The following is a 10,778-nucleotide window of genomic DNA, read 5'->3' as shown; positions in this document are numbered from 1 at the left end:
GCCTAGCCCCATGCCGCCCTACCGAATTGCCTTACCGAGTCGCCCCCGCGGCTGTGCCGAACCCACCTGTTGACCTTTCCCACCGATAAAAGTTGGTTCCGCTAATGGACCGAAGAGACACTTGGAATCTTGATGTTCACTGCTGCTTGAGTCGAGTTACTTGGCTCTTGATCCTGTGCAGTGCGATGCTTCAGGCATTTTATGTACATGCTCAGTCGGGTGACGCAGTGGCGGCCTCTGAGAAAGGTCTCGCTAATTCGTATTCGGCTAAGGAACTCGAAGAACTCAAGCTCAGCGGTTGGCAACGTTCGCGGTATAACCGGCCACCGGGGCAAGGCGAGCATGAGTCGGCAGCTGATGTGACCAAAGTACCCCAGCCGAAGTTGGCCGAGTATCGAGAAGTCATTCGTCCGCTCCTCGAGAAGTCGTGTAGCGATTGCCACGGCGCCGGCCAACAAGAAGGCAACGTTCGCGTGGATACGCTCGATCCCAATTTGCATACGGGCAGTGATGTGGATTGGTGGACCGAGATATTTGCGGTGATCAGTAAAGGTGAAATGCCACCGCCGGATAGCGATCCGCTGACGGATGAGGATCGTCAAAAAATCGTTGAATGGCTGTCGACAGAATTGCAGGCTGCTTCGACTGTCCGAAGGCAAACGGCTAAGCACTCAGCGTTTCGGCGCATGACGCGGTACGAGTACAACTACGCGTTGCAGGATATCTTGGGCTTGCCTTGGAACTTTGCCAACGACTTGCCGCCTGATGCTCAATCCGAGGAGAGCTTTCAGAATAGTTCTGAACTTCTGCACATGTCGCTGTCGCAGTTCGAAACGTATCATCGCCTGGCTCGATCCGCGATCGAACGAGCAGTGTCGATCGGTGACCAGCCTAAGACCTTGTTCTGGGGCGTCACGATGGGTGACGCGTCGCGATTGGAATGGCCCCAACAAGAAGTGCAGCTGGCCGAGGCCAGACAGAAATTCAAAGATCAGCCCGAAAAGTTAGAAGCGGAAATCAAACGCTTAGAGGAGAGCTTTCGTCGAGAACACGGACGAAGTTACTTTCGAGAACTTGCCAGCGGCAAGACTGCAGTGGCGACTTGGGACTACGATGGAGCGAAATATGCTATTGCCTCTTCCAATCGTCCATTGTCTGTGCCCGACACAATTCAGCATGTGGCCATCTTGCCTGCGGGGCAGTGGATAAATATTGAACTAGGCAATCAATTGCCTGACGAAGGTACGTTGCGAGTTCGCGTGCGGGCATCCAAGACGAAACACAGCAGTGAGCGTTCGCCCAGTCTACAGCTCTACTTCGGTTGGCAGGCCAGCAACGAAGGCCGAGCTTTGTTGCGAGTAAGTCAGGATGACCAACCGGTGAAAGCCGGTCCAGACGCTGGCGAGTTCTATCAATGGGATGTTCCGCTGGGAGAAATCTATCCTCGCAACTCCTTCCGCACGCTCTCGCCGATGGGCGCCTTGCCGAGCCCTTCTGAGTACATTCGCTTGGTCAATAGTTCTGCATCGCCCGACGAGATCTTGATCGATTATGTCGAAGTACAGGCTCCGGTGTACGATCAGTGGCCGACACCCTCGCATCAACGCATCTTTCTCCCGAGCAAGAATGTTGCTGATGAATCGAAGTATGCGCGCGAAATCATCGCGACCTGCATGTCGAAAGCCTGGCGACGTTCTATAAGCGATGAAGAGTGCAATCAGAAGCTGCAGCTCTTTGCCAAGCTGCGCCCGGAGTGCGACAGCTTTGAAGAAGCCATCATTGAGGTCTTGGCCACCGTTCTGTCTTCACCCAACTTTTTATACATCGTCCAGACGGGCACACCAGATCAAGCTGGTCACTCGGAAGGAGAAGAGTCGGCACGTCGCGCCAAACTTTCGTCCTATGAGTTGGCCACGCGATTATCCACGTTCTTGTGGTGTAGCATTCCCGACGACGAGTTGCTCAAGCTGGCCAGCGACAATCAGTTGACCGAGCCTAATGTTTTGAAGCGACAAGTGACCCGCATGCTGGCCGATGAACGCCACGAGCGATTCTCCGAGCAGTTTGTGCGACAGTGGTTGAACTTGGAGGAGCTAGAGTTCATCGACTTCAAAGAGCATGTACCGGGATTCGACCCACTATTAAAAGAGGCCATGCAGCGCGAGCCGATCGCGTTTTTTGAAGAGGTTCTGCGACAGAACGAGAGCCTGCTGAATTTCATTCACGCCGACTACGCGATCGTCAATGAACGCCTGGCCAAACATTATGGAATCGCCAATGTATACGGCAATCACTTTCGTCGAGTGACTTTGGCTAGCTCAACAGAGGGTGATGCTGATGATGCAGGCTACAAGCTGGGGGGGCTGCTGACCCAAGCTGGACCGCTGACCATGAACTCCAGTTTTCCTGATTCGCATCCTTTAAAGCGAGGCAAGTGGCTGTTGGTAAGTCTGCTAAATGATCCGCCGCCACCGCCCCCACCGGCGGTGCCGCAGATTGATTTGGCCAATCCTGAAATTGCCAAGATGACGCTCAAACAGCGGATCGAAGACCATCGCAATCATGCCGCGTGTATGGCTTGCCACGTTAAAATAGATCCATGGGGCATCGCTTTTGAGAATTATGATGCCCTAGGTCGCTGGAGAAACGAAGTCAACGGACAACCTGTGGATGCATCGAGCGAACTGTTCAACAAGCAGACGCTGAGTGGCATGGGTGGACTGAAACACTTCTTGCTCGAGAACAGGCAGGACCAGTTTGTAAATGCCATGGTGTATAAGGTGACCAGTTACGCGTTGGGACGACCGCTCAAGTTTGCGGATCGAGCGGACCTCGAAGCGATAACCGCTAGTGTGCGAGAGCAAGGTGATGGACTGGCGACTCTCATGATGGCTGTGGCAACCAGCGAGTTATTCCAGTCCAAGTAGTCTCAGGTAAGAGAGAGAACGATGCTAATCGATATGAACAGGATCGATCGACGTAGATTCTTGCGCGGCACTGGCATAGCCCTGTCGCTGCCCCTACTGGGCACGTTTGCCCGGACTGGGCTGGCGAATGCTGGTACCAATCCGCGGCGGCTGGGCTGCTTCTACTTCGCCGATGGCGTGCCGATGCCGCTGCCCAATGACCCCGCCTACCAAGATTGGGCTTGGTTTCCGCATGGCAGTGGCAAGAGTTTTACCTTCACCAAGTGCATGGAGACGTTGGACCCACTGCGTGACGAGCTGACCATTCTCTCCGGATTCTCGCATGGGGCGTCGCGAAGTGTGCATGGCCACAATAACGCCGATCAGTTCTTGACCGGGGCCGCAACCGGACAAGGTGATGAGTTGTATGCCAATACAATTTCACTGGACCAGGTGTATGCCAAGCATATTGGAGATGAAACCCGGTTTGCATCGTTGGTTATGTCGACCGATGGCGGTACTGGTACGGCCCGCGGCGCTCATACTTTATCCTTCGATGAGAACGGCCGACCCATCCCAGCCGAACACCGACCGAAACAGATCTTTGACATGCTGTTTCTCAAGAGCGACCAACAGTCGGCCAAACGCCTGGCCCATAGCCGCAGCGCACTGGATGATATGCTGGCCGATGCCCGTGCGCTCAAGCAACTGTTATCAAATGCTGACCGCCAGAATTTGGATGAGTATATGGAGTCGGTGAGACAGGCCGAGATTAAGGTTGCCAAAGCAAAGAAGTGGCTGGATGCGCCCTTGCCGTCCGTTGACAGCGACAACCTAAATTTGGAGCTGACCACCGACGAACCACGTGAGTATTTGCAAACGATGTTTGAGATGGTCTATCTAGCCTTCCGAACCGATTCGACACGTGTGGCCACTTATCAACTGGGACGCGAGAATGGAATCGGCCGCAGCGAGCACTTGGCCCGCGCCGTTGGCTTCAACATGTCCCACACCTTATCGCATGAAACGAAAGGGCCAGATGGCTGGAAGAACTTTGGCATCTTCTGCCGCTTTATCAATGAAGAGTTTGGCAGATTTGTCGAGAAACTGCGCAGTACGCCGGAACCAGCTGGAACCGGTACGATGCTGGACAACACCCTGCTCTTTTACGGTTCTGCCTCCAGCGCTTTTCACCTTTCCCGCAACTATCCACTGATATTGGCCGGTGGCAAGAACATGGGATTCGTGCATGGGCAATACATCAACCATGCAGGTACCAACTTCCAAGGCGGACCCTGGATGGGTGATCGCGAGCCTTGGCAAGACAAACCCACCATGGAAGATCTGCCGCTGTCCAATTTGTTTGTCACCATGTTGCAGCGACTGGGAGTAGCTACCGACAAGTTTGCCGATAGCACAGGTGTGGTCGAAGGTTTATGCATCTAACTAAACCGACGGCGTTAGCCGCGGTTACTGAACGCAGGAACTACTAGCCGCGGTTATTGAACGTAGGAACCGGGGCTAACGCCCACGGCTTAGTTGGCTACTCCAAACACCTGACCATTTTTTATGGCTGTATCCAGCCTAAACCTATTCGCAATTCGTAGCTAAGTTGACTAGCGAGAACTTGGTCGAGGCCTTGGGAACTGTTGGCGAGCTCGACGATGGCAAATCGGTTCATTGTGACGTTTAGACCTGGGCCCACGAGTTGACCAGTTGTGCCTTGACCTGTGAAGGTATCATTTCCAGTCGTGTCATGCAGGCTGACAGTGTCGGTACCTGAGGTGGCAGTAAAGGTAAGCTTGGTGAAGCCTTGGAGAATGTAGGCATAGCCTGGCCCCGTCATGCCTGCTGAGCGGTAGCTCGCCACAGCCAGGTCATCGCCGGACGAATCGAAAAGCGAAGCGGTATCGTAGCCGCTCACGCCATCGGTCGAAACAGAGTCAAAGCCGCTGGCCAATAGAAAGTATTGGCTGTTCTTTAGAGATGCATATTCTGGCCGAGAGAGGTAGGTATCGTTTCCTGTGCTGCCAATAAGCCTGGCGGTATCTTGTCCCACTGCAGCGTAAGCGCTCACTCGTGGATAATTCCCAACGGTTACTTGATAGTCTAAGCCGCGAATGGTGGACAATGTAGGGCTACCTATAAACTCGTCGCTGCCCGGTGAGTCGTTCAGAAACGCAACGTCTGCTGTACCACCGCCACTAGAGGTCACTACCTCAAAGGCGTAGGCATAGTTGGCGTAGCCAGGGCCAACCAAGTAACTGAGCGTTGAGCGCCCTGAGAATGTTTCGGCTGCTGGCATACCGTAGAACGTGGCGGAATCATTGCCCGCGCGTGAATAGGCGTTGACGCGACCAAAGCTTGAAACGGTGGTCGAGTAGTTTGTCCCGGACATCGTGGCTGTCAAACCAGCGGCTTGGAAGGTATCACTTCCGCTAGAGTCATAGAACTTGGCCAGATCGCTGGAGTCGCCGATGGCCTCAACCTGGTCAAATCCATAGGCAGCGCTCGTGTTGTCCGCACCAGCCAGAGTCACGGAGGTCGGCTGGCCACTCAGGGTTTCAACAGTCGGGCCCCCCTGTAGCACAGCGGTGTCATTACCACTGCGCGCATAAGCGCTTACTTTGCGGTAACCCAGTGCTTCGATGAGGTACCCTGCCCCGCTCAGTCTCGCGGAGAAGGGTGTGCTCCTATATAAATCATTACCAGTCGAGTCAAGAATCTTGGCCGTGTCATTTCCTCCGTTTCCTACGGCCGAGACCGTATCGAAGGCATACGCATAGATCGTGAATCCTTCGGCCGATAGCGAGGTGTAGGACGGTTGCCCTACTAGAGTTTCAGCCACGGAACTTCCTAGGAAGGCCGCCGTATCGTTGCCACTTCGTGCGTAAACGTTCGTTCGCGGGATATCAATCGTCGTCAGGCGAACCGTGGGAAGAATGAGGGTGACAGTCCGTGAGTTGCCTTCCAGTCGATCGTTCGCCGGGCTGTCGTAAAGAGTGGCTAGGTCATTGCCTCCGCCACCAATCACTTGCACGTCATCAAAGCTGTAAAGGTAGCGCGAGAAGCCTGTACCAGACCAATAACTACTTCCTGTCTGGCCCACAAATTTCTCGACCGCGCTTGAACCGGTCAACGTCGCCTTGTCATTACCGGAGGATGCGCGAATGTTCACTCGCTCGAAGTTCTCGGCCTTATAGGTATACGCCGGAACTGTTAAAGTGGCCATCGTTGGCGTCACGATAGCGATATCATCTGACGGCGTATCGAAAAAATCTGCTGTATCATTGCCACCTCCCGTGGCTTGACCGATAACCTGCGGAAATCCGATGGCCGTGTTAGTGAACGAAGTACCTATGAGAGCGCTTAATCTACCTTTCCCTTCCATGCGGTCGTCACCAGCTGAATCGACTAGGGTAGCCACGTCGGCTTCGGAACGCGAAATGGCCGTAGCCTGTGCAAAGCCCAGAGCCACCAGCTGAAAACGTGCATTCGTTAACGTGGCCATGTCGGGCTCGGCTTGCCAGGCGTCGACGATGGCAGAGTCATACATGAAGACCGTATCCAAATCATCCGATGACTCAGCGCTCACCACGATGGGCATCACGCTGGACCACGCGCGTAACGAGACGTAGTCGATTCCGCCATCGACAAACACTCTGATCTCGTTGATGCCCAGACGTGGCCACGTAGTTTGTTGGCCTCCGATGATCCACTTGATGTTTTCGGTCTCGACTAGGACTTCAAGTGTATCGTTATCGCTAGTGTCAGAAATGGTGAGCACACCGGCATTAACGTATGGTGCCTGTCGCAACGAGACCCAATTCAGCGAAGCTCCGCGGAAGAATCGATTACCAGCGGCGTCGAGTGCTGTGGCAGTTGGAACAAAGTTGATTTCATAATTCCCATCGTCTGCAACCAATGCGGCGACATGCAAGCGATAGTGTCGAGCATCTATGGTCTCAAGCACTGCGGTCGTCAAATCGAGTGGCTCGCGGTCTCTCAGTAACTGAAAGTTATCCAGGCTCAGCCCGGTAACGTCCTCGTCGATGGAAATTGTTATCTCACTGACGCGGAGATCGCTGAGCAGACTTTGGTCGAGTGATAGGCTGGCCGTTGGAGGCTGATAGTCGAGCGAAAATCCTTGAGCTGGCTGATCGACTAACAAATTGCCGGCCAAGTCAGTCACGTTCAGTGAATCGACGCCTATACTCACTTGCGTGGTCGCGCGATCCGGTACGCTGAAGTTCAGGCGATAGCGATCTGGACTGACGGTCGTTAATTCAAAGTTTAGGGCGCTTCCGCCTGCCAAAATCGATATCTGACCGGACGAGATATCGCTCACTGGCTCGCTGAACTGCAACCAGGCCGTTTGAGCGATGGGCTGAGCATCAAACAAGTTGGCTAGAACTGGTGTAACCATTTCAGCCAAGTAGCGATCACCGACGGCTGAAAAATGCACACCATCGCCGATTCCGAACCGCGGTGAAAGTCGGATAGGATCGTCGAGCATCCGAAAGTTGTCATAGGCATTTACGAAGTGCAAATACTGCGGATGCTGTTGTGCATACGAAGCGATGTGAGAGTTCAGTAACGTCGTAGCTACCTGAGCTGTGGGAGTCCACTTCCAGTAGTCGGCCCAAGGGCACGGGGTGATGCAGATGACATTGATGCCTCGCGCCATGGCATCATCGTAGATGCTCTTCAAGTTACTAAAAATCTGGTCGGCGTTTAAATCGGAGCTCGTAAGATTCGTCAGGCCAGCAAACACGATCACTGTATCGAAGCCTGCGTCGCGAACCTCGGTTTCCCAAACCTGGCGAATCGTTTCCACTTTCCAACCAGAGCCAGCAAACGATTGAATCTCGAAGTTAGCTAAAGAAAATTGTTGCCGCAGGAACTGAACATATGAACCCGTCGATTCCAGCGTCATTGAATCGCCAAGTGCGGCCACACGCTGGACGCGGGTCGCGCTGGGAGGTGGAGGCGAAAAATCAATACTCCAACTCGGAGCTTGACGATCAATATTCCAAGAAACTGCCGCGTCTTGCAGAATACGATTCCCAGCCAGGTCCTCGATGTCCGATGCAGAGGCGATGAGATCGAGCTGGAAGTCGGCGTCGTATGCGCCAGCGAGTTGAAGTTCAAAATTCGTGTCGGACAGCCACTGACCACTCAAAACCATGTCGTTGGCAACCTGGCCGTTGCGAGTCAGTCCGAAATCACCAGAATCGACATTGATAACGGCTTCATTGAACTCGACGACAACACGAGGTAGAGAATCTGGTGGCGAGATCGATACTACATAGGGCGCTTCTGAGTCAAGTGTCCGACGTACTTCCAGTTGTTCATATCCACGCAGGCGATGCCACCAAGGTTTCAATTCGTAAATCCTCAATTGTCAGTGTTTGTGCCCTAAGCCCGTATTGGCCGCGTCGACCTGCTTGGTAAATAACATTGTAATCCGAATTCCAAAAGAGCGGCCTGACTCCGACGGCGTTAGCCGCGGTTATTGAACGTCGGAACCGGAGCTAACGCCCACGGCTTAGTTGGAGCGTTGACTGCACGGGCGCCTGGCCTGCGGCCACGGGTTAAACGAGTGGCTACAATAGTGACTTTCAACCATTACACCTTTTGAGGCGGACAACGTGCGAGTCAACATTCAGTCTAAGACATTCGTACTCTTCGTGGCATTCTTGGCCGTGTTCCTTTCTGTCCATGATGCTAGGGCCGAAGTCGGGGTCGGCGCAAAACCAGTGGCCGGTGCTGAAATCCTGATGGATGGATCTCGCGAGATGCTTGATCAAAAGTGGACTTACTGGAAAGGTCCACGCTTCTCCAGCGAGTTGCCGATCAAATGGAAAGTCGTCGACGATCCGGTCGACCAAGGTACCGCTATTCGCACGGCCGATCCAGCCGCTGCCGACGGCAAGTTCGGGGCAGCGGACATTGTCACTCAGAAAGAGTATCGTGACTTCCGACTGCACGTTGAATTTCTAATCGTCAACCAAGGTGGCAATAGCGGAGTCTACTTGCAGAATCGTTACGAGATCCAGGTCTTGGATGGCGACCGCACAAATCATGGCATGGCAGCGATCATCAACGAAGCGGCCACGCCGTATGAACTCTACAACGGACTGGGAAAATGGAATGCATATGACGTTACCTTTCGAGCTGCGCGCTTCAAAGATGGTAAGCGCGTCGAGCAGCCACTGGTCACGATGTACTTCAACGGCCAGAAGGTCCACACCAATCATCGCATCACTCAAGTTTGGGGTGGTCCCAACTCAGGGATCGATGGCGGCAATGAAGGTGGTAAAGGGATCACCGACACTCCCGGCGGCCTGAAGCTTCAAGACGAAGGGCACGATGTGCGGTATCGCAACATCTGGATCAAAGAACTGAATCTCGAAAAGGCCGATACAGATTTCAAGGACTAAGCCGGTCGTTGACCTCACGTAGCAGCGTCTCTCTGAGACGCTGATTGCGAGTCTCGGAGAGACTCGGCTACGTGAGACACGCAGCAGCGTCTCTCTGAGACGCTGATTGCGAGTCTCGGAGAGACTCGGCTACGTGAGACACGCAGCAGCGTCTCTCTGAGACGCTGATTACGAGTCTCGGAGAGACTCGGCTACGTGAGACACGTAGCAGCGTCTCTCTGAGACGCTGATTGCGAGTCTCGGAGAGACTCGGCTACGTGAGTTACCAATAATCTAGCCACAGCGAGTCACTGATTGGCAAACCCTTGGGGGTCAAGCGAATGTAGTCAGCCTGCCACTCCATGAATCCCAAGGCGATGTGTTTGGGAATCTGCTGCGCGATGGCTGCGACGGATTCGGGTTCGCCCGACTGGGTGAGTGCACTCCAGTTGACTCCCTTCAACTGTCGCATACCGAATATGAAACGCTCGCGTGTGCGCGTGGACCAGTCCAATGTCTGCGACTCTGCGACCGGCGATTGACCAGCTTCGATACGCTGAAGGTACTTGAGCGTACTGCGATGGTTGACGGAGCGTGTGCCATCAACGTAGCCGGCTGCTCCTGGTCCAAAGCCTAGCCAGGCATCGCCTTGCCAGTATGTTTGATTGTGGAGACACTCACTGCCTGGCTTGGCAAAATTCGAAACTTCGTAATGATTCATGCCGTGCTGAGTCAGTGTTTCAATGGCAAAGAGATACATCTCCAGCTCTATGTCCTCGGCGACTGCTACGATCTGACCTTTTTGAAGCTGCCCCCAATAGCGAGCTCCTTTCTCATAGGTCAGGCCGTAGGTGGATACGTGACTCAAACTGCGCGAGGTAGCCATGTGCAGGTCGGACTTCCAAACTTGCATGTCTTCTCCGGGTACGCCGAAGATCAAGTCGACAGAGACTTCATCGAACCAGTGGGTTGCAATTTCGATCGAGTCGGCCAGTTGATCGCCCGTATGATCGCGACCAAGCGTGCGCAGTTTGGCCGCATCAAACGACTGGCCACCCAAGCTGATGCGGTTGACTCCTTGATCGCGCAAGTAAAGACATAACTGGCGATTGATGTCTTGGGGATTGGCTTCGATGCTCCATTCGCCATTGGGTGCTATTGGCAACCAGCGCCGGATCGCATCGAACAGTCGCTCCATGGCGGCTTGCGGTAGCACGGTCGGCGTTCCACCACCGATGAAGATTGTATTTACCGCATGGGGACGACCGAGAGAAGCTAGTTCACGGGTAATGGCCTCGACGTACCGATCGACCAGGTCCAAGCGATTCGCGACGACCGTAAAGTTGCAGTAAGGGCAACGCGCGTGGCAGAATGGAACATGAAGGTAGGCTGCTTGGGGAGTTGATAATTGCTCAACTGCACAGTGATTGGATTGCATGGTTCCCGATAG

General features: G+C 54.0%; 5 protein-coding genes. 3 read left to right on the top strand and 2 right to left on the bottom strand.

Features of this window, described 5'->3' with window-relative positions:
- Positions 1 to 104 precede the first annotated feature (104 nt).
- Positions 105 to 2,927 (top strand): DUF1592 domain-containing protein, encoded by a 2,823-nt coding sequence (locus tag SH573x_RS27950; protein WP_479351350.1) that lies wholly within the window; start codon positions 105 to 107, stop codon positions 2,925 to 2,927.
- A 21-nt stretch (positions 2,928 to 2,948) separates the two neighbouring features.
- A complete protein-coding gene (locus SH573x_RS27945) occupies positions 2,949 to 4,352 on the top strand; it encodes a DUF1552 domain-containing protein (RefSeq protein WP_479351349.1) in 1,404 nt (467 codons plus the stop codon).
- A gap of 121 nt (positions 4,353 to 4,473) precedes the next feature.
- Here the strand turns inward: SH573x_RS27945 and SH573x_RS27940 are convergent, their stop codons facing one another.
- Entirely contained in the window at positions 4,474 to 8,292 is a 3,819-nt protein-coding gene (locus SH573x_RS27940) for a GDSL-type esterase/lipase family protein (RefSeq protein ID WP_479351348.1), read from the bottom strand.
- Positions 8,293 to 8,557: 265 nt separating this feature from the next.
- Between SH573x_RS27940 and SH573x_RS27935 the strand changes: the two genes are divergently transcribed.
- Positions 8,558 to 9,349: a 3-keto-disaccharide hydrolase gene (locus SH573x_RS27935; protein WP_479351347.1), complete on the top strand. Its 792-nt coding sequence runs from the start codon at positions 8,558 to 8,560 to the stop codon at positions 9,347 to 9,349.
- Positions 9,350 to 9,611: 262 nt separating this feature from the next.
- Here the strand turns inward: SH573x_RS27935 and hemW are convergent, their stop codons facing one another.
- On the bottom strand, positions 9,612 to 10,766 hold the full coding sequence (gene hemW / locus SH573x_RS27930; RefSeq protein WP_479351346.1) for a radical SAM family heme chaperone HemW: 1,155 nt from the start codon (positions 10,764 to 10,766) through the stop codon (positions 9,612 to 9,614).
- Positions 10,767 to 10,778: the final 12 nt, after the last annotated feature.

The organism is Rania fehmarnensis, from assembly GCF_056494185.1.
The sequence above is the reverse complement of the archived record's forward strand: the minus strand, read 5'-3'. Positions and strand labels throughout refer to the sequence as shown.